Source organism: Gemmatimonadaceae bacterium, from assembly GCA_035633115.1.
In the GTDB taxonomy this organism is placed as follows: Bacteria; Gemmatimonadota; Gemmatimonadetes; order Gemmatimonadales; family Gemmatimonadaceae; genus UBA4720.
On record DASQFN010000008.1, the window covers coordinates 1 to 19,940 of the forward strand.

Annotated in this window: 17 protein-coding genes; 9 read left to right on the forward strand and 8 right to left on the reverse strand. The window is 60.6% G+C overall.

What is annotated here, in order from left to right:
* The 3 genes from VES88_00490 to VES88_00500 all read left to right on the forward strand — a co-directional run.
* The coding region (locus VES88_00490; protein HYN79949.1) for a hypothetical protein at window positions 1-776 on the forward strand (776 nt) is incomplete at its 5' end.
* Window positions 777-793: 17 nt separating this feature from the next.
* Window positions 794-1,891, forward strand: a complete 1,098-nt coding sequence (locus tag VES88_00495; GenBank protein ID HYN79950.1) for a hypothetical protein — start codon at window positions 794-796, stop codon at window positions 1,889-1,891.
* Window positions 1,892-1,919: 28 nt separating this feature from the next.
* Entirely contained in the window at window positions 1,920-2,441 is a 522-nt protein-coding gene (locus VES88_00500) for a hypothetical protein (GenBank protein HYN79951.1), read from the forward strand.
* Between the two features lie 164 nt (window positions 2,442-2,605).
* Here the strand turns inward: VES88_00500 and VES88_00505 are convergent, their stop codons facing one another.
* Window positions 2,606-3,460, reverse strand: a complete 855-nt coding sequence (locus VES88_00505) for a c-type cytochrome (protein HYN79952.1) — start codon at window positions 3,458-3,460, stop codon at window positions 2,606-2,608.
* Window positions 3,461-3,676: 216 nt separating this feature from the next.
* Here VES88_00505 and ettA point away from each other — a divergent pair, with 216 nt between their 5' ends.
* Window positions 3,677-5,353, forward strand: a complete 1,677-nt coding sequence (gene ettA, locus VES88_00510; protein ID HYN79953.1) for an energy-dependent translational throttle protein EttA — start codon at window positions 3,677-3,679, stop codon at window positions 5,351-5,353.
* A gap of 25 nt (window positions 5,354-5,378) precedes the next feature.
* Here the strand turns inward: ettA and VES88_00515 are convergent, their stop codons facing one another.
* From VES88_00515 to VES88_00525, 3 genes are read right to left on the reverse strand one after another with little or no spacing between them, the layout of a single operon-like run.
* On the reverse strand, window positions 5,379-8,105 hold the full coding sequence (locus VES88_00515) for a protein kinase (protein ID HYN79954.1): 2,727 nt from the start codon (window positions 8,103-8,105) through the stop codon (window positions 5,379-5,381).
* Between the two features lie 5 nt (window positions 8,106-8,110).
* Window positions 8,111-8,806: a hypothetical protein gene (locus tag VES88_00520; protein HYN79955.1), complete on the reverse strand. Its 696-nt coding sequence runs from the start codon at window positions 8,804-8,806 to the stop codon at window positions 8,111-8,113.
* A gap of 37 nt (window positions 8,807-8,843) precedes the next feature.
* A complete protein-coding gene (locus tag VES88_00525) occupies window positions 8,844-9,926 on the reverse strand; it encodes an aminotransferase class I/II-fold pyridoxal phosphate-dependent enzyme (GenBank protein ID HYN79956.1) in 1,083 nt (360 codons plus the stop codon).
* A 145-nt stretch (window positions 9,927-10,071) separates the two neighbouring features.
* On the opposite strand from VES88_00525, the gene VES88_00530 reads away from it, so the two are divergent.
* On the forward strand, window positions 10,072-10,710 hold the full coding sequence (locus tag VES88_00530) for a hypothetical protein (GenBank protein ID HYN79957.1): 639 nt from the start codon (window positions 10,072-10,074) through the stop codon (window positions 10,708-10,710).
* 84 nt (window positions 10,711-10,794) lie between these two features.
* A complete protein-coding gene (locus tag VES88_00535) occupies window positions 10,795-11,262 on the forward strand; it encodes a BON domain-containing protein (GenBank protein HYN79958.1) in 468 nt (155 codons plus the stop codon).
* A 15-nt stretch (window positions 11,263-11,277) separates the two neighbouring features.
* On the opposite strand, the gene VES88_00540 is transcribed toward VES88_00535, so the two are convergent.
* The gene (locus VES88_00540) at window positions 11,278-12,228 is read right to left on the reverse strand and encodes a serine hydrolase domain-containing protein (protein HYN79959.1); all 951 of its coding nucleotides are present in this window, start codon (window positions 12,226-12,228) and stop codon (window positions 11,278-11,280) included.
* 176 nt (window positions 12,229-12,404) lie between these two features.
* Here VES88_00540 and VES88_00545 point away from each other — a divergent pair, with 176 nt between their 5' ends.
* Window positions 12,405-12,788 carry a hypothetical protein gene (locus VES88_00545; GenBank protein ID HYN79960.1) on the forward strand — a complete coding sequence of 128 codons (384 nt, stop codon included), beginning with the start codon at window positions 12,405-12,407 and terminating at the stop codon, window positions 12,786-12,788.
* Window positions 12,789-12,865: 77 nt separating this feature from the next.
* On the opposite strand, the gene VES88_00550 is transcribed toward VES88_00545, so the two are convergent.
* Together VES88_00550 and dcp are read right to left on the reverse strand one after the other, a co-directional pair.
* The gene (locus tag VES88_00550; protein HYN79961.1) at window positions 12,866-13,960 is read right to left on the reverse strand and encodes a FecR domain-containing protein; all 1,095 of its coding nucleotides are present in this window, start codon (window positions 13,958-13,960) and stop codon (window positions 12,866-12,868) included.
* Between the two features lie 50 nt (window positions 13,961-14,010).
* A complete protein-coding gene (gene dcp, locus VES88_00555) occupies window positions 14,011-16,221 on the reverse strand; it encodes a peptidyl-dipeptidase Dcp (protein ID HYN79962.1) in 2,211 nt (736 codons plus the stop codon).
* A gap of 164 nt (window positions 16,222-16,385) precedes the next feature.
* Between dcp and VES88_00560 the strand changes: the two genes are divergently transcribed.
* Complete coding sequence (locus tag VES88_00560; protein HYN79963.1) at window positions 16,386-16,889, forward strand: SgcJ/EcaC family oxidoreductase; 504 nt, start codon at window positions 16,386-16,388, stop codon at window positions 16,887-16,889.
* A 105-nt stretch (window positions 16,890-16,994) separates the two neighbouring features.
* A complete protein-coding gene (locus VES88_00565; GenBank protein HYN79964.1) occupies window positions 16,995-17,288 on the forward strand; it encodes a hypothetical protein in 294 nt (97 codons plus the stop codon).
* Between the two features lie 86 nt (window positions 17,289-17,374).
* On the opposite strand, the gene VES88_00570 is transcribed toward VES88_00565, so the two are convergent.
* Window positions 17,375-19,750 (reverse strand): oligopeptide transporter, OPT family, encoded by a 2,376-nt coding sequence (locus VES88_00570; protein HYN79965.1) that lies wholly within the window; start codon window positions 19,748-19,750, stop codon window positions 17,375-17,377.
* Window positions 19,751-19,940 lie beyond the last annotated feature (190 nt).

Below are 19,940 nucleotides of genomic sequence, written 5' to 3' on the forward strand. Positions count from 1 at the left end.
GAGGGCGGGGTATGACTACCGTTGCCCATTGCCCGTTACCCGCTGATATGATTGATTATTCGGCCCTTCGGCTATTCAAGGCACTCATCGCGCTGCTTTTCTGCGCTGTGACGAGTGCCAGCCCGGCATTTGCTCAGATGAGCGAAGTGGACATGGTCGCGATGGCCGCTCACATGGAGATGACTCCTCGTCGTCTCCCGACGACGGCCGATTCAATCCGTGCGATGGGCATCGTCGCCGAGCTCCGGACGGCGGTCGCCAGGTATCGTGATATCAGGGTGGCAGAGGCCGATGGGTTCAAGATGTTCGCCCCGCAGCTCAAGAATCAGCGTGTCTATCATTTCACGAAGAACTTGTGGGCGCTCGAGAATCAATTCCGGTTCAATCCTGGGAAGCCGACGTCACTACTATATAGAAAGGATGATCAGGGGAGGTTCGTCCTGATCGGGGCGATGTACACGGCGCCGAAGCAATATTCGGCGGCCGATCTCGACAAACGAATTCCGACGAGCGTCGCACAGTGGCACAAGCATGTGAACTGGTGTCTGCCGCGCCGGAGGGAGAAGTCGCGCTGGGTGGAGACGAAGAATGGGCGGCCGGTTTTCGGGCCGCTCGGAGTGGCTACGCGCGAGGCGTGCGACGCGGCCGACGGAAGGTTCATGAAAGAGGTGTTCGGATGGATGGTTCACGCCAGCGTCTTCGCCAGCGACGACCCGAAGGTGATCTGGGGCGAGCATCACATGCGCGGTGACGAGATGATGGATCACGGGCACTAGTGGCTATTATTGGGGCCATGTCCCGCGATCTTAATTCAATTCTTTCGCTTGCTCTCGCGGGGCTGAGTGCATGCGCACAGTCCGGCGCGCGCGTTTCATCCCCCGCCGATACGGCCGGCAATTCCGCTCCCGGCTCTGTTGTTAGGGTTGTCGAGCCTGCAACCAGCGAACGGCATTTCGGCTCAATTCGCCAGCTAACCTTCGGCGGTGAGAACGCCGAGGCGTATTTCAGCAATGACGGAAGGTGGCTGACGCTCCAGAGCACGCGCGACGGTCGTCCCTGCGACCAGCAGTACGTGATGCGCGTGGACGGCAGCGGTCTGCGACGCATCTCCGATGGTCGTGGCAAGACGACCTGCGGCTGGTTCTTTCCTGGCGATCAGCGGCTCTTCTTCGCGTCAACCACTGCGCACGACTCAGCGTGTCCGACCAGGCCTGACGCTTCGAAGGGGTACGTCTGGCCGCTCGATCGCTACGACATCTACACGGCGAATCGCGACGGGAGCGACCTCCGTCGACTGACACACTACGACGTCTACACGGCCGAGGGGGTGCTGTCTCCCGATGGACGCCGGATAGTGTTCACGTCGCTCAAGGACGGCGACCTCGAGATCTATACGATGAATGCGGATGGAACCGACGTGCGTCGGCTGACGAACACTCCCGGCTATGATGGTGGTGCATGGTGGTCGCCGGATGGAAAGAAGATCGTGTATCGCGCCAACCACCCCACCGATTCGGCCGAGCTGCGCGCGTATCGGGATCTTCTGGCGCAGCGGCTGGTGAGGCCCGCCAGAGTCGAGCTGTTCGTGATGAACGCGGATGGGTCCGATCAGCGACAGATCACCCGGCTAGGGGGCGCCAACTTTGGGCCTTCGTGGACTCCAGACGGGAAACGGATAATCTTCTCGTCGAACTATAAGGCGCCGCGGAGCGGCAACTTCGATCTATTCGTGGTGAATCCCGACGGTACTGAGCTCGAGCAGATCACTTTCGACGAATCGTTCGACGGATTTCCGATGTTCAGTCCCAATGGAAAGCAGCTCGTCTGGGCGTCGAATCGGCATGCGGCAAAATCGGGCGAGACGAACGTGTTCCTGGCCGATTGGCGTTAGGCAGTCCCCTGAACAGGAGTTTGATCGCATGAACGAAAGCGTCCTGATGATCGTGCTCCGGCTGATTCACATCATCTGCGGAGTTTTCTGGGCGGGGACGGTGATGGCCGTTGCCTGGTTTCTCCTCCCGGCGCAACAGGCAGTTGGACAACCGGGTGCCGTCTTCATGCAGCAGCTGATGTTCCGCCAGCGGCTTCGGGGTTTTGTGCTGGGATCCATGATTCTGACTATTGTCTCTGGTCTCGCGATGTATGCGCGGCTGGTGATGGTGACGGACGGCGCGTGGGCGTCGAGCAGAACGGGAATGGTTCTCGGGATCGGCGCTGTCGCGGGAATCATTGCTGGTGGAATCGGCGGCGGAGTCGTGGGGCGCCTCGGAAAGAAGATGATGGAGCTCAGCGGCGCGATTCAAGCATCAGATGGCCCGCCTACGGAAGCACAAAAGGCGGAGATGGATTCATTGCAGCGAAGGAACCGGAATGCATTCCAGACTGTCGCTGTCCTCCTGCTCATTGCAGTCGCGGCGATGGCCTCAGCACGCTACCTCTGACCCGTTACCCGTTACCCGGAGTGTCGATGTCGACTGAAGAACACAAGGTCTCGGGAAAAGATCTGCTCGACCGCGTGAAGCAGCAGTAAGGCGGAAAGACTTTCCTTGCCCGAGAGCTGCTGCGCTGCGCTATCAGGGCCCCGTGAATTCTCCGAACCCGGCTATCATTGGTGAACGGCCGCGCGAGCGAGCAGATACGCGTGCAGTGCCTGGATCTCATCGTCGGTGAAATGCCTTAACCGGTTCCGCGCGACACTGCTCATCAACTCCAGCTCGCGGCCGCCGAGAGCCTTGCCGGTTCTCATCAGGTGCGTGAACTGTTCGAGGGTGTAACCGGCAGCGATCCGCAGGTCGGGACTACCTCTTTGATCTCCCTCGAGCTTTGTCCCGTGGCATTCGGTGCAGACCGTTCGTGCCAGATAAGCGCCCTCGCTGTTGGCCTCACCGGGGCGCGGTAATGACGCCGAGGCCGCCTCGGCCTCGCGGACTTCGACTACGGTCGGCTTGAACTTTCCGGCAGCGAACATGACACGGCCGCCGAGACGCAGCGTCACGTCGCGGCGCTGGCCCTCAGATGCCGGCAGACTTCGAATGTAGGCGATGATCTTGCCGAGGTCATCGTCCCGAAGGGAGCTGTACATCGCCGAAGGCATTACGACGACGCTTCGCCCGTCCGGTCGGACTCCACGCCGGATGATGCGGCCAAGCTCGGCGTTGGAGTATTCACGTGCCGCAATCGTCAGATCGGGCGAGACCAGGCGTCCCATGAGCGGGTGGTCAATCAACATCCGTCCCTCGAGCTGCGAACCGTGACAGCCCGCGCAGCCGCGGATCTTCGCCAGGCGCATCCCTTCCGCGACTGATGCGGCATCTGTCGGGACGGTGATGTTCGTCGCCGGCTCCGTGTAGGTGCGTCGTATGGCCCGTTCGGAAAGAGCGTAGACGGTGACCACGGCGACAATCACGAGGGCCGCCAGACCGAGCAGGGCGTTTCTGAGCCAGCGAAGGGCGCGCTTCATGGGACCACCGGCTGAGTTTGGGTAAGGAATCGTAGGAGGGCCCGAATATGGGTTTACTTCGCTCGTGCAGCGAGTCTCGATGAGAAGATGAACCTCTTCGCCACTTCCTCGCCGCGCGTCGTGAGCATGCTCTCGCACTCCTGGAACGGGTGAACAACGCTACCTTCAGGGGCTCAAAGTACTGCACCAGGCACTTTCAAAGATCGAGTAATTCGCGTGGCACCACAGTTCATCTATGTGATGAAGGATCTCCGCAAGGTCGTCCCGCCGTCGCGGGAGATCCTGCGCGGGATCTGGCTCTCTTTTTATCCCGGCGCCAAGATCGGCGTGCTCGGCGCCAACGGTGCGGGCAAGTCCACAGTGCTCCGCATCATGGCAGGGGTGGACCACGACTTTCAGGGTGAGGCGTGGCCGCATGAGGGGACGCGCATCGGCTTCCTGTCGCAGGTGCCCGAGCTCGACTCGTCGAAGAATGTCCGGGAGAATGTCGAGGACGCCGTGAAAGCGCAGCGAGATCTTCTGAAGAAGTTCGAGGAGATCTCGATGAAGTTCGCCGAGCCGATGAGCGATGCGGAGATGGAAAAGCTGATGGACCAGCAGGGGAAGGTGCAGGAGAAGATCGACGCCGCGAATCTCTGGGAGCTCGACCGGAAGATCGAGATCGCGATGGATGCGCTGCGTCTTCCTCCGGCAGATGCCGAGATCGACACGCTCTCGGGAGGTGAGAAGCGGCGGGTCGCATTGTGTCGCACGCTGCTCGAGGAGCCGGACATGCTGTTGCTCGACGAGCCGACGAACCATCTCGACGCCGAGAGTGTGGCGTGGCTCGAGCGGTTTCTGGCTGAATTCCCGGGAACCGTGGTCGCGGTGACGCACGACCGCTACTTCCTCGACAACGTTGCCAAGTGGATTCTGGAGCTGGATCGCGGATATGGAATTCCCTGGGAAGGGAATTACACGTCGTGGCTCGATCAGAAACGGACTCGTCTCGCAACAGAGGAGAAGCAGGCATCAGCTCGGCAGCGCACTCTCGAGCACGAGCTGGAATGGGTGCGGATGTCGCCGAGGGCTCGGCAGTCGAAGAGCAAGGCGAGGATTCAGAAGTACGAGGAGCTGGCGAGCGAAAGCCGAGAGGAGCGAATCGCGCAGAACGAGATCGTGATTCCTCCCGCCCCTCGGCTCGGCAATGACGTTGTGATAGCGGACGGTCTGGCGAAGGCGTACGGAGAAAAGGTGCTGTTCGACGGGCTGTCGTTCGCGCTCCCGCGAGGTGGGATTGTTGGAGTGATCGGGCCCAATGGAGCGGGGAAGACCACGCTGTTCAGGATGATCGTGGGGTCGGAGAAGCCGGATGCCGGCTCGCTACGGGTTGGCGATACGGTGCAGCTTGCGTATGTCGATCAGGATCGTGAGCTGGAGGGCGGCAAGACCGTGTACGATGAGGTCAGTGAGGGGAGTGACACGATCCAGGTGGGCAAGCGCGAGATCAACGCGCGCGGGTATCTCTCGAGCTTCAACTTCAAGGGCGCCGATCAGCAGAAGAAGGTCGCGAATCTTTCGGGTGGTGAGCGCAACCGGCTGCATCTAGCGAAGCTGTTGAAGAGTGGTGGGAATCTGCTGCTCCTCGACGAGCCGACGAACGATCTCGACGTCGATACGCTTCGAGCCCTGGAAGATGCGCTCCTGGATTTCAGCGGATGCGCGGTGGTGATCTCACACGATCGGTGGTTTCTCGACCGCATAGCGACGCACATGCTGGCGTTCGAGGGCGAGAGTGAAGTCGTGTGGTTCGAGGGGAATTACCAGGCGTACAAGGAGGATCTGAAGCGGCGTAAGGGAGTTGACGCCGATCAGCCGCATCGGATCAGGTATAAGAGATTGGTGCGAAGCTAAGGGCACGGCCTCACGGTTGAAATCGCTATGGCTTCTTCAGCTCCATCGTCCAGATGTCGCTCTGGCGGTCACCAATCGTGAAGTAGAAGTTCGTCGAATCAGCGTCGAGCGACGTGCGATAAAACTGTCGGCTCGGGTCGGTGAGATGGAGAACTCTCTTTTCTTCGTCGCCATTCACCGGCGCCTGCCAGATAGAGGAGGTCCCGTCCTTTTCCCGTACCGATACGAAGAGATGCCGCGAGTCCGCGCTCCAGACGGTAGTACCGGCACTCTGGATGACTTTGTTCATCTTCGGAGTAGGAAAGTGCTGCCGTTGTTTCAGGTCGGCAGACAAGATGTGGAGCCCTCCCGGACACTCAGCACATAGAGATCCAGGCGGCCCGCCGTAGGCAATCTTCTTTCCATCCGGCGAAGGTCCGCCAATTCCTCCGCGGAGTACGAATCGAGCCGGCCCCCATCCATTACCGACCCTCTTCACCTCGAAGATCGAATCAGGGTACGTGAAAAATTGAATCGCTTGTCCACCGTTCACCCAGACGGCAGCCAATTCCTCTCTTGGAGTCGCGACAACCGGTTGGACGTTCCCACCCGAGGCATCCATCACATAGACATCCCGATTACCCTTGAGAAGACTATGGAAGGCGATCTGACTGCCGTCAGGTGACCACGCCGGATTGAAATTGTCCACGCCATTGCGCGTGAGCTGCTGAGCTTCGCCCCCGGCAACAGGCACTTTGAAAATGTCCTGGTTGCCGTTGATGTTGGAATCGTAGGCGAGCCACTGCCCGTCCCTGGACACGAAAACCGATTCGATCGTCTGGTTTCCCGTCGTTACCTGTTTGAGGCGCGGCGAGTCGGCGTCTGCTGTCGCAATCGGCGCGGACCATACGTTCGCTATCGCGTTGAACACGCTGTAGGCGAGTGTTTTTCCGGATCTGCCGATCGAGATCGTATGCGCGTTGAGGCCCGTCGTGAGCCGAACCGGCTCGCCACGCGGCGTGAGATCGCCGGCTATCCGCTGCATGTAGATGTCGCGGTTTCCTCCCAGCGAGGACACGAACAGCAGCGCGCCATCGGGTGTCCATACCGGACTTGTATTGAGACGGGTCTCATCGGTTATCCTGACGGGCGCACCCCCGTCGACACGCGTGATCCAGATGGACGACGGGGCGATGTTGCCGATGTTCTCCCCGACGAGGAATTGCGTGTTGTTACGCGTGAAGGCGACGAGCTTGTCGTCTGGTGACCAGGCTGGCGATCCTACTCCATCGCCACTGGCAGTCCCCTGGACCACGCGCTCGTTCTCTCCCGCCGGCCCTGCGATAACGAGTGCGCCAGTGGGGAAATGCGTGCAGGCAACATGATCCCCGGCATTCGAAAAGGCACATCCGTACAAAGAGTCGAGGCCGGGAACCAGAGCGGGAATTCCTCCGAGGGCGGGAACCACATGATTACGTCCCTGTGATCCGTAGAGTATCGCCGACCCGTCGGGCTTCCATTGAGGCAGGAATGCGTCTGTCGTGCTGTCCGTGAGTGCAATCGCGCGTCCACCGCTGAGCTGTCTCACATAGAGGACTTGTCTCTGCGGTGGACCCGCGACGTATGCGACCATGCGTCCGTCGGGGGAGATTGCAGAGTGCACCTCCATTCCCGGAGCATTTGTGAGCTGCCGCGTATTGCTCGCGATGTAGGATTCACCGCCGCGCCGGAAAGCGATTGTACTTGCAATCAGGGCAGTTGCAACGAGTCCAACGATTCCGGCGGCAACCGCGATACGCTGAGGAGTCCACCTGAACGACATGCCTGCAACAGGCTGACTTGGGGCTGTCGCGCCACTCGTCGTCGTGTACGGCTCCAACGCAGCGTGCAGCTCCTCCGCGGATTGCCAGCGGTCCGAGGGATGCTTCTCGAGGCACCTCATGATGGCCGCAGCAAGGCCGGGAGGCAGCTGTGGCCGATGCTGAGTTACCGGCGCAGGAGCCGTAGTTACATGCGCGGACAGCGTCTGCTGCGGATTGAGCCCAGCGAACGGCGTTCTGCCGGAAAGCAGCTCGTATCCGACGACGCCCAGAGCGTAAATGTCGGCGCGTGCATCCACCATCGGGTCAGCAGCCGCCTGCTCCGGCGCCATATAAGCGGGAGTGCCGAGCGCCATTCCCAGCGACGTGAGGGTAGCTCCGGCTGGCGGAGTCTCATCGGTCGCACTGCTCAGGGCCTTGGAGACACCGAAATCCGTGACGAGAGCGTGATTGCGGGAGATGAGAATGTTCTCCGGCTTGATGTCGCGATGCACGACTCCCTGGGAGTGAGCGTAGCTCAAAGCATCGGCAACCTCACGCAAAATCCTCGTCGCTTCCTGCACCGGCAGCTCACCGGTCCGTGTCAGCCGCGTACGCAGGTTCTCCCCGCCGATGAACGGCATCGTGTAGTAGAGAAGATCTCCACGCGCGCCGGCAGCGAGGAGCGGAACTATGTGCGGGTGTTGAAGCCGGGCAGCGAGCTGAATCTCCCTCCGGAAACGATCGGTGTTGATATCGGCGGACAGATTTGGCGGAAGCACCTTGACGACAACCTGCCGGTCGAGCTCCACCTCGGTCGCGACGAACACACGAGACATTCCGCCGCCGCCCAGCTCGCGATCGATGCGATAGGTGGTGCCGAGTATTTCCTGAAGCTGGCTTTGAAGATTGGACGTCAGGTGCTTCTCCTCATTTTCGTGCCCGAATATGGATGCGGGACGCTTGAGCGCCAATAGCGCTATCCGAGCTTCCGAAATTCAGGTGGAAGGGGAGTCCAGCGCACGCGACCCTTGAAATACTTCCACGGTTTAAAGCCGTTTTTCCTGACGAAGTCGCGGTACCGATGATGTCTCAAACGGAACAGTCGATCGGATGATTCGATACGGCGGTGTGGCCAGTCGATGAGAAGCCGCTCCACCTTCCAGAGATTCTTGTCGGACAGCCGCCAGTCATATGGATCGAGAACCCGCAGATCGAGCACAGCGTAACCCTTGATGCGACCGGTGTGATCCACGTATCCCTCTGCATAACTCAATGCGAGTGCGCGTGGAGTTTTGAAAACCGGTTTGCGTCCGTGGAGCCCGGGATCGCGTGAGCGAGCCACCGATCCCCAGCCAGTGCGCGTGCGATACACGAAGATCACGTGGTCGAGCAGATCGATTGATTCGAAGCCGAGTATCAACGGCGGATACCGGTGCTGCTCGAGAACGGTCGCTGTGAAAAGTGCTGCCTCGAGGCAATGGGCCGTTCGTGTGCGAACCACGCCGCGAAATCCACGCATCGTGTAGCCCGCAGGCTCGGTGTTGTACGGGAGGTCGTTCAGCCAACGCTGAACCGCTGCCGGAGTACGAAGCGCGTGGACCAGCCTTCGTTCAGCTGCCGAAAAGGGCAGGCGAGGCGGTTCGACGCGTTCAGAGCTCGGAAGACCGCTCATCCAGGCGTGGGTGATGGGTCGGCTGCGATTGAGTCGCCTACGACGCAAGCCCGTCGAGCGAGGCGGCGATGTCTTCGATCAGTATATCCGCTCCCTCGAGACCGATCGAAAAACGGATCAGCCCGTGCGGAATCCTCTGTGCGTCGAGTGATGCGAGATTGTCGCCCCTGTTCGGTGAGATCACGAGACTCTCGACGCCGCCCCAGCTCACGCCGATGCGAAAGCGCTTCAATCCGTCGATGAAATGACGCACTTCGTCAAACCCACCGTTCGCGAGCTCGAAGCTGAATACTCCCGAATAACCGGTAAGCGATCGCGACGGCACGCCGAACGCCGGATGATTCACCGCACTGACATCAGGTCGATTGCGCAAATACTCGGCGACACGTAACGCATCGGCCTCGTGCTGCTGCATCCGCACCGGCATCGTGCGCAGCCCGCGCAAGACCAGCCACGAATCGAATGGATGCAGTATCCCGCCGTTCAACAGAAACACGCGATAGATCTGCTCCATCAGCTTGACGCTCGTGATCACCGCTCCCGCAACAACGTCGCTGTGCCCGCCGATATACTTGGTGGCCGAGTGCACGACGGTGTCCACGCCGTGCGTGATTGGCTTCTGAAAGAGGGGCGAGGCCCAGCTGTTGTCGATGCACGTGAGTGCGCCATGTTCGCGCGCGATATTCGAGATCGCCGCGACATCTAGTGTACGGAACGTCATAGTGCCTGGACTCTCGAGCCACAACAGCCTCGTGTTCGGCCGCATGGCACTCTGGACATCGTCAGGCTCGATGTCGAGAAGCAGTGTGTGCTCGATTCCAAAGCGCTTCAGATACTTCGCGAGCCTGATCGTCGGACCGTACGTGTGATTGACGAAAAGGATATGGTCGCCGGCGCTCAGCAGTCCCATGATCACAGCGCTCACTGCGGCCATCCCCGACCCGAACGCTTTGCACGACTCACCTCGCTCCAGCGCGGCGAGCTTTTTCTCCAGCACCTCTACAGTGGGATTCTGGCCCCGAGTGTAGACGTAGTTGTGGCTCTCGTCGGCATGGGCAGCTGCCAGGGCGTCGAAGCTCGGAAAAGCGAACAGCGACGTTTGCACGATCGGGGTAGCCATCGGCTCGACACCGGGCCCGCGAGCGGGCTGGTCTTCGAGACAGATCCGGATATCATCTGGCGCGATGTGCATTCGAGCTGGAAGCTGCTATCCACGACCGGCGATTGCCATGGCGCGGATGCACTTGTGCTAGAAGATTTGCCCCATGTCGCTTACCGCCCTGATCAATAACAACCCAATATTTCTCCTGGGCCTGGGGTTCGTGGTGCTGGGAGTTGGCCACTACTGGTGGCGATTCACGCGGGCGAAAAGCACCGCAGAGGAATGGCTGAGGCAACATCACTATCGCGTAAGACAACTTCGTGTCCCGCTGTTCAGCGGAATGAATCTCGCGCCTTCGTGGGTCAGGAACTCGGAGAACGCGTTCACCTTTCGGGCGGTCATCGACGATACGGAGCTGGGAGGCACTGGCACACTCTGCCTGCGGGTATGGATTAACTGGCTCGGAACTGTCTACGACGAAGTCGAAATCGCCTGGGAGCACCAGCCCGATGGGCTGGTGAAGGACGAGCACCCGCTGTTCGAGCGCCTCTTCGATACACAGCTCGCGCTGCTCCAGCGCGTAGCCGACGGGCAGACTGCGTTCTATAGCCCCCGGCGTTCGGAGAATGGCGGGGCGGAGTTTGATCAGATGGTAGAGCACCTCCTCGCGCTGTCCCGCCGCGGATTGATCACCTGCGGCGAGCCTGGGCCGGGCGTGAAAGGCGAGACCCAGTACTCTGACATCTCGAACGTGGCGATCACCAGCAATGGCCAAAGCTTCCTGGCGTCAAAACGGGCCTGATCAATTCGTGCTGGCCTGCCCGATGCAGGAGATGCAAGCTCGGGCATAACAGCCAGCATCCAGAAATCATGAAGGAGATATGAGATGGGAAACGACAGGGAAAAACAGCTTGCGCTGCTGGTTGGAGCGGTACTTGGAGCGGCGCTCATGTTCATTCTCGACCCGGCGCGGGGTGGCAGGCGACGAGCACTGGTCCGCGACAAGTCGCTGAAGGCGCTTCGGAGGGGCGGTGAGGCGATTCACGAGCGAACCGAAGACATCGGCAACCGCCTCACGGGGGCAGTAGCCGAGCTGCGAGGCAGAGGCGGCTCACCGCCGACGGATCAGCAGCTTGCCGAACGGGTGCGTGCAGAGCTTGGGCACAAGGTGGAACACGCGAAGGCTATCGAGGTGTTCGCCGAAGACGGGCACGTTACGCTGCGTGGCGACGTGCTGCGTGAAGAGCTCGATGACGTACTGAGCGCGGTTCGCGGAGTGCACGGCGTTGCGAAAGTCCGCAGCGAGATGAGCGTGCGGGCCACGCCCGGAGACATCCCGTCCCTGCAGAGCTGAAAACGCTCTAGTGAATCAGGGGTACAGCCGCGCGATGGCTAGCGCTGTCTCATACGGGGCCGGGTCGTCCCGGTTGGTGAGGATCACTACGGTCAACCGCCGGCCCGGATAACGCACGATCACATTCCGAAATCCCGAAGTCTCTCCGGAGTGCCAGAGCGACTCGCCGGTGATGCGCCATCCGAATCCGTATTTCACGTCCGCCCGATCCGTGTCCGTATGCGGCGTGAACGCGAGCCACCGTGACTCGTCGCTCAGAAGCCTCGAGTCATACAACGCCGCGTCCCACCTGGCCAGATCGTCTATCGATGAATAGATGCCACCGTCGCCGAGCACCGCGCTGGTGAGACTCTGATCCTTCCGCGTCCACTTGCCCTCCTTCTGCGTGTACCCGTACGCACGACTAGGCACGGTGGAAATGCCTTCCTCATACGCGACTGTGTGCGACATGCCGACCGGGATGAAAATCCGCTCGCGAAGAAACGTCGCAAAGCTCTTTCCGGAGACGCGCTCTACGATGAGCGCCAGCAACGTGTACCCGCTGTTGCTGTAACGATAGCTTTTGCCGGGGTTGAAGTAGGTAGTGTCCTGGGACTCGAGTAAATGAAGCACGCCAGAGTCGTGCAGCTGCGCCGTCGTACCGGTCGCCATCACGTCTTCGTAGTCTACGATCCCTGAAGTGTTTGAGAGAAGGTGTTCGATGGTGACTGAATCCACGGCGGAAGGCAGGGACGGCAGCCATTTCTTCACGCGATCATCGAGCGAGAGCTTCCGATCCTCTGCCAGCAGCAGAATCGCGGCGGCCGTGAACTGCTTCGTTACAGACGCGAGCCGGTAGTTGGTCTCCGGTGTCGCTGCAATTCGATCTTCGAGATTCGATTGTCCATATGACCTGCGTATCACGGGCCTTCCGTCGCGGACAACGAGAACCGATGCACCGGGCACATCCCCATCGTACCGCTTCATTAGAACGTCTATCTCATCCACCGAGCGACGGCCTCCCGTTGCGCACCCAGTCAGCATGACAAACACAGCCGGAATTAGCGACGTCGATCGAATGAGAGTGATCACCTGCGGTCACGGGGGGAGGGCGCCGGGTGAGGGGTAGCCGCTAAGCTAGACCGGCGCGAGAATTGTTGCCAGTGAACACAGTCGCAAGATCGGTTTTGCGCTCTGCGCTGGCTGGTGCTGCAATTGGCCTGGTCGTGCTCGGCATCGGCGGCCGCGTCATCATGCGCGTCATAGCGCACTGGGAGGGGAGAGCGCCAGCGTTCACCACCTCGGGAACATTTACGGTCGTGATGATGGGGGCTCTTGCCGGCCTCGCCGCTGGCGTGGCTCACGGACTACTCCGGCGATTCGTCACGCAAACGGCGATCAGACTTCTTGTGTTCGTCGTGCTGTGTGTCGCGTTCACGTATCACGCCGTCAATGCGCTGTTGCCCAGGCCACGTCTTCTGTTTGTTGCGCTGACCCTGGCTTACGTCGCCGTTCTCGAGGTGATCACCTCAAAAGCTCAGGCGTAATCCTGCCGTCATGGTTCGGCCGGGTAGAACGGTGACGTTGTCCGGCTCTCCTTCGAAGCCATTGGTCGCGGATCATCTCAATCCTTTGCTTCCCCAGCTGCGTGTACGATGGCGGTGTCGCCGCGACGCTCGATCTCCGCGCCGAGTGAGAGGCGAATGATCTCCAGCGCTGCTTCCGGCGTTTCGCCTGAGAAAGTCGCTGTGAGATGCCGTCTGGCGAGTGACTCATCGGCGAGGCGCAGCCTTATCCCATACCATCGACGAAATGATTCGGCCACCTCGGACATCGGGGTTTCGCGGAAGACGAGCCGTCGCTGCATCCACGCCAGGTCCTGCTCTGTGGAGGGACGCGTTGCAGCGTTACCGTCAGGCGCGAGAAGAGCGTGCTGTCCGGCTCCGAGAATAACAGCATTCACGTCAGCGGCATTGGCGAGCTTCAGCGAAACGGCTCCATCCCGGACCGTCACGGAAACTCCAGCGCTCGAGTCCGTCCGCACGGCAAAGCTTGTCCCGATATCGGTTATTGTTGCGCCGAGTGCCCGTGTGATGAACGGCGACGACGCGTTGTGAACGACCTCGAAGAACGCTTCGCCGCGAACTTCGACTTCACGTCGTCCCGCACCGTATCCCTTCATGACTGTGACCGAGCTGAGCGGCCCCAGTATCATGTGCGTTCCGTCGGCGAGAGTGAGAGAATCGACTGCGCCAACGCCGGTGGCTATCATCTGAGATGTAGAAACGACCGCCTGAGCAGGGCGATCCGGCCCCCCCGGACCCGGCCTCGACCTCAGGTAGCCAGCAATGCCGATGGCGAAGACCGCGGCAGCGGCAAGTGCCAGTACCGGTACCCGCCAGCGGATTTGTCGTTGATCGGGTTTCCGCCGCTGATCGATTCCAAGGACTTTCGCTTCCGGACGGTGTAACCGCGTCTTTACGTCACGGAGGGCGGCCTCGACGTCGAGATCGCCAGGCGACCCAACGGCTAATCGCTGCATCACCGCACCAAGCTCTGCCACCAATGCCTTGTCTTCAGGCTTTGCCGCTAGACGCTCTTCGAGGAGAGCTCTCTCCTCGGGCGGGCTTTCCCCAGTCAGGTAGCGCGCAAGCGCTTCCCACTCGGCAGGCTGAGCGCCGTGTCCATCGGGCGAGCGAGGGGGAGGGGTATCGGTCATCTACCTAATAAAACACTGGAGGGCGTCGTTACCCTACCGCTGAATGCCGGCTACCTCTCCTGTGGCGGCGCGGGCTTGAGCCCGCGCTCCGCGATCAGGGGATCTACACTCGGCTCCCGTCCGCGAAACGCGCGATACAGGGCAGCCGCCTCCTGTGTGCCACCGCGCGAGAGAATCATATCGCGGAAGCGCTGGCCGTTGGCGCGTGTCAGGCCGCCGTTCTCGACGAACCAGTAATACGCGTCGTGATCAAGCACTTCGCTCCACAGGTAGGCGTAGTAGCTCGACGCGTAGCCGCCGCCCCAGATGTGAGCGAAATACGGTGTGCGATAACGCGGAGGAACCTCGTACATCTCGACGTTGAGGCGTTTGAGCGCCGATGTCTCGAACGCATCCACGTTCTGCTGCGAGGAGCCGGGCGGGAGGGTGTGCCACGCGATGTCGAGCAGTGAGGCTGCGACGTACTCCGTTGTCGCAAAGCCCTGATTGAACGTCCGCGCTTTCTTGACCTTGTCCACAAGCGCTTTAGGCATCGGCTGCCCGGTCTGATAATGCTTCGCGTAATTGGCGAAAACGATCGTATCGAGTGCCCAGTGCTCGTTGATCTGTGAGGGGAACTCGACGAAATCGCGTGGCACGTTCGTCCCGGAGAGCGTCGGATACTGCACCTTCGAGAACATCCCGTGGAGTGCGTGGCCGAATTCATGGAACATCGTCGTCACGTCGCTGAACGTCAGCAACGCGGGTTGGCCGGCAGCGGGCTTTGTGAAGTTGGAGACGTTGAACACAACGGGCTGAGTGCCCATGAGTCCCGACTGATCGACGAAGGTATCCATCCAGGCGCCGCCGCTCTTGTTGTCGCGCTTGAAGAAGTCGGCGTAGAAGAGAGACAGCTGCTTGCCGTCAGCATCGATCACGTCGAAGACACGAACATCAGGATGGTAGACGGGCAGGTCCTTTCGCTCCTTGAAAGTCAGCCCAAACAACTTGTTCGCGGCGAAGAACACGCCGTCTCGCAGAACGCGGTCCAGCTCGAAGTAGGGTTTCAGCTGCGTCTCGTCGAGATCGTACTGTTCCTTGCGGACCTGTTCCGCGTAGTACTGCCAGTCCCACGGCGCGAGCTTGAAGCCGCCTTTCTGCCGGTCGATCAGCGCCTGCATCAGTACCGCTTCCGACCGCGCTTTGGCGGTTGCCGCAGGCGCGATATCCGTCAGCAGCTTCATCGCTGAAGCGGGCGCCTTCGCCATCTGATTGTCGAGCGCGTACGCCGAGTAGGTCGGATAGCCGAGGAGCTTTGCCTTCTCGGCACGGAGCTGCGACTGGCGCTGAATGATACCGCGGGTATCGTTGCTGTCACCGCGCGATGCGCGCTGTGTGGAAGCAACGAAGAGACGCTGACGAACGTCGCGATTCTTGAGCGACGCCTGGGAAGGGTGCTGCGTGGTGTTCTGGAGAGGGATAACCCACTTGCCTGTGAGGCCGCGTGACTTCGCTGCTTCAGCAGCGGCGGCGATCTCGCCCTCGCTCAGCCCGTCGAGGTGAGCGGCGTTGTCGAGTATCAGCGCCCCGGCCTTGGTTGCGGCGAGGAGCTTGTTCTGGAAATTAGTGGAGAGCTTCGCCTCTTCCTGGTTGAGTGCACGGAGCCTCGTTTTGTCGGCTTCGGAAAGCTGGGCGCCGGCGCGAATGAAATTCCTGTGGTACAGCTCCACGAGAAACTTCTGCTCAGCGTTGAAGCCCAGCGTCTCACGACGGTCGTAGATGCTCTTGACATGCTGAAAGAGCTTTTCGTTCAGGTAGATCGCATCGTTGTGGGCGGCGAGCTTCGGTGACACATCTTCCTGAATCCGCTGGAGGATGGAGTCGGTATTTGCGCTCGTTATGGAGTTGAACACTTTCGTGGCTCGCGAGAGGAGTCCTCCGGAGCGCTCCATTGGAATGATCGTGTTTTCGAAGGTTGGCGGACCGGACTGATTGGCGATCGCGTCGATCTCGGCGAGCTGTTGCTTCATTCCTGCTTCGATCGCCGGCTGATAATCAGAGTTCTTGATCCGGTCGAACGGTGGCGCCTGGAAGGGCAGGGTGCTCGGAGCGTAAAACGGATTCGACGCCGGGAGTGCAGCCGAGGCCGGAGGCGTCGCAGATGTCGCAGGCGCCGCAGGTCGCGCCGGGGTCGCTGTGGTATTCGCCGGGGGTGTGGCGGTCGCGCATGCGGCCACCGCCAGTCCACCGGCAATGATCAATAACGATCGATAGATCTCCATGTTTTCATCCTCTGAATGGTGCGCCGCTTCCGATGAGCCGCAGCTCCTAAGCGCAAATGTCGTGCGGGCCTCGGTACCCTCTTGACTCCAGCGTGCGGGAGTGCAGAATCAAGGCTCCAGCCGGCGAAGGTCGGCTTGGCTCTTCCTTCAGCCTCGGGGGTCAGATGCGAGTTGGCGGCCTATTGATTCTAGTGTTTGCGGTGACGGCTTGTTCCAAAACCGATACGCCTGCAGCTGATACTTCCGGTGCAACTGCTACAGCGACTGCACCGGCGAACGACGATGCGGCTAAGGACGCCATCGGGAAGATCCGCTCCGAGTGGATGGCAGCCGCGAACCGGAAGGATTCAGCCGCTGTCGCCGCGTACTACGCCGACGATGCGACTTTTGTCGGCACCGAGACCCCTCTCGCGGAAGGCCGAGCGGCCATTCATAGCGCATTCTCAAGGAGCTTTCCGGTCACCACGCTGGAGAGCATCGATTCCAAGGAGCTGACCGTGAGCGGCGACGTGGCGTACGACTACGGCACGTTCAGGCAGGTTGTCACCATGCCCAACGCACAGCCGCAGACGATCAACGGGCACTACCTGGTCGCATTGAAACGCCAAGGCGACGGATCGTGGAAGATCACGCGCCACGTTGCTACCACACCGCCCGTTCAGCGCTAGCGAAGGAGCCGTGATTAGTAACAGAACGCTACTAATCGCGGAACATTGCATGTGGCGCTCGGTGACCGCAAGATTATCCGGGAGTTTTAGCCAAAGGAGGGAAGGATGTACGTCGCAGTGCAGCACCGGATCGACGATCCGGGAAAGTTCTGGGCGAAAGCGCAGGAACTGGTTCCAAGTCTACCGGATGGAATCCAGCTGCATCACTGCATGCCGACAAAGGACGGCAGGCGAGGGATATGCATCTGGGAGGGCGAGTCGGTGGAAAAGATCAGGACCTACCTCGAGGGTCACATGAGCAGCTTCAGCAACAATGACTACTTCGAGGTGGAGAACAAGGATTCGATCGGCTTGCCCAGCGGTGTAGGAGCAGGAGTGGGAGCAGCCGCAGGAGCGTAGCCCCGCGGCATTCGCTCCTCCTTCCAAGGCGCGGGAGTGTCGTCAACGGCACTCCCGCGTCCCGCGTCAATGGCAATTGATTCGGGCTAAGTGACGTCCCGTCTCGCCGGAGCGAACAACTTCTCGCGCCCCGTCATGTACAGAATCGTTATCAGTATTGCGAACGGGATCAGCGCGAGCAGATCGGCGGCCGGACCGGTGCGCATCGGGTTCGTCTCGGCGAACTCCGCAATCCGCGCATTGAATCCCGCCATCGCGGGAACTCCGGCGAGGAACGCGATGAGAATTCCCGCAATCGCGCCTCCGGCGATGTAACCCGACGCCATCAAAACCCCCGGACTCTTGTCACCCTCGGCGACAAGCTGAAGCTGCGTGAGCCGGGCTCCCGCATGCTTGAGTGCTATCCACTTGTCGACCAGGAAGCGCACAAGCCCGCCGATGAAGATCGGTGCCGATGACGACAGAGGGAGATAGACACCAACCGCGAACGCAAGCGATGGAATGCCCGCCATCTCCAGCACGATGGCGATCATTGCGCCGAGCAGCACGAGACCCCACGGAAGCTTCCCGCCGAGTATTCCCTTGATGATGTAGGACATGAGCGTCGCCTTCGGCGCGTCGAACTTGGGAACGTCCTGGCCGTTGGGCAGCTTCCGGATAGTGCCGTTGATCCCGGGATCGACGAAGTAGACGGGCGTGCCGCTGTCGTCCACCAGGAATTTCTGGGCGTTACCTCCGCTCGGATCCTGACGATGCCAGACGAGATACTCCTTCGTATCGGGCGCGCCGCCTGCCTGGAGTCCCTCGATTCGCTCCCGTCGTGTCAGGCCTGTTACGTCGGCTTTTTCGCCGGCCTGCAGGCGTCCGGCCGACGTTCCCTCGATGGTCATGCCCGCCGGAACGTACACGGAGCCCGCGGAGTTGAGCTTGAGGAGAATCGGGCCGAGGGCGAGAGCAGAGACGGTTGCCCCGATGAGGATGGCTATCTGCTGATACTTCGGTGTCGAACCGACGAGGAATCCGGTCTTGAGGTCCTGCGATGTCGTGCCACCGTTCGAGGCAGCGATGCAGACGATCGCACCAATGGACAGCGCAGTCACGAAATAATTGTTGCCCGTCCATCCAAGGATCACGAAGGTGGCACAAGTCAGAAGCAGGGTCGCGACCGTCATTCCGGAAATCGGATTCGACGACGATCCGATCTCGCCGGTGAGTCGCGACGACACGGTTACGAAAAGGAACCCAAAGAGAACAATCAGCAATGCGGCGGCAATTCGTGCAGCGGCGCCCGTCCCACCGATATACAGGGGATTCGCGAATGCAATCACGACGATGAGCGCGAGCACGCCGATGAGAACGAAGTTGATCGGCAGGTCCCGGTCGGTGCGGAGCTTTGCCGGAGCACCCATGGTTTTCGACGCCGAGTAGTCGCTGATTCCGCCACGGAGTCCGTGCCATATGGTGGGCAGCGAGCGGAAGACGCTGATCAACCCACCCGCTGCGACAGCCCCGGCGCCGATGTAGAGGATGTACGCATTGCGGATATCGGACGGCGACATGTCCTTCACGAGTACCGTGCTTTCCGGCGCGAGCGGCACACTGAGAAACTGGCCGAAGTAGCTGATCATCGGGATCAGTACGAGGTAGGCGAGCACACCGCCGGCGCACATGATCGATGCAATCCGCGGTCCGATGATGTAGCCCACACCGAGAAGCTCCGGTGAGATCTCGGACGAAATCGACGCGTTCCTGAACGGAGCGCCGAAGATCCTTTCGGGTGCTTCCTTCCAGCTCTGAAACGCGACCATCGCAGTCTTGTAGGAGAGCGCGATTCCGAAACCCGTGAAGATCGTCTTGGCACTGGTGCCGGCGCCGAGCTTTTCCTGCTCGCGTTTCGCTTCGGCTGACGCCGCAGCACGTGACTCGGCCGATGCGCCTGCTTTCAACACTTCTGCGCACGCAGTGCCTTCAGGGTATTTGAGAATGCCGTGCTGCGCGACGATGAGCGCCCGGCGCAGCGGAATCATCATCAGGATTCCGAGGAGACCGCCGAGCACAGCAACGAGCATCACACGGGTGATCTCGAGGTCGAATCCGAGGATCAGAATCGCGGGCATGGTGACGCCCACTCCAAATGCGATGGATTCACCCGCCGAGCCCGTAGTCTGAACGATGTTGTGCTCGAGGATGGTCGTGTCGCGTGCGCCCATCTTGGCAAACAGCCGGAACAACGTGATCGAGATGACTGCTACAGGGATGGAGGCGCTGACCGTGAGGCCGACTCGGAGAACGAGGTAGAGCGAAGACGCGCCGAAGATGAGGCCGAGAATTGCGCCGACGATTACGGGAATCGGCGTGAATTCGCGGAGGGTGCTTTCCGGAGGGATGTAGGGGGTGAACGGGGGCGGGCCGTCGGAGACCAGGCCGATTCTATCGGGATATTCCTGGGCGGGTAGACTCATGAGAACGGGCCTCTTCCTCGTGGGTGTTAGGCGCGCGTGATTCTTCGATTCGTTTTAACTGCCATGGCAGGGCAACCGAGCTCCTGACAACCGCGGGATTAATGTACGGCAGAGAGTGGCCGCACGTACTGTGGCGTTGGCCAGGGCTTATCTAACGCCGTGTACCCCGAGAGCTAAGTTTTGATGATTC